The following is a 637-nucleotide window of genomic DNA, read 5'->3' as shown; positions in this document are numbered from 1 at the left end:
GTGAGGATGTCCACCTGACGGGCCTTCAGAGCCTCCACCACCTGGGGATCCGCTGCTGCTGGACAGGCGGACTGATAGGCGGCCACCTCCACCACCTCTGCTCCTCGCTGCCGCAACCCCTGTACCAGCTCCTCCCGCCCTCCTGACTCAACGCGGGGAAAGAGGATGCGCTGCCCCTGCACTGGCTGCGGCCAAATGGGTAGCAGGGCTTCGGCCACAAACTCGGAGGGCATCAGATCCGGGCGAATGCCGTACTGGGCCAGCACGGAAGCGGTTTTGGATCCCACCACCGCCACTTGCAGGGAGTGGAGTGCTCGGCTATCTCGCCCCTGCCGCTGCAGCCGCTCAAAGAAAGCCTGCACTCCATTGGCAGAGGTCAGCAGCAGCCAGTCGAATTGTTCCAGGTTGGCAATGGCTGTATCCAAGGGATCCCAGCTCGTGGGCGGCTGGATCACCAGGGTCGGCATCTCCAGCACCCGCGCCCCCTGGGCCTGCAGCAACTCACAAAAAGCTGGTGATTGCCCCTCGGAACGGGTAACCAGCACCGTCTTGCCTGCCAAAGGAGCCGGTGGCGGCAAGGGTGGGATCCCCGGCAAAAAGTCCTGCCGCAACCGGATCACCTCCCCGACCACCAGCA

General features: G+C 64.4%; 1 protein-coding gene. It reads right to left on the bottom strand.

What is annotated here, in order from left to right; all coding sequences use genetic code 11:
• Positions 1-637, bottom strand: a 637-nt coding sequence (locus tag NW838_RS09310; RefSeq protein WP_414427917.1) for a uroporphyrinogen-III synthase, incomplete at both ends; no start/stop codon positions are given.

This window comes from Synechococcus sp. R55.2 (genome assembly GCF_047462075.1).
Lineage (GTDB): Bacteria > Cyanobacteriota > Cyanobacteriia > Thermostichales > Thermostichaceae > Thermostichus.
This window is presented reverse-complemented; position numbering and strand designations above follow the sequence as displayed.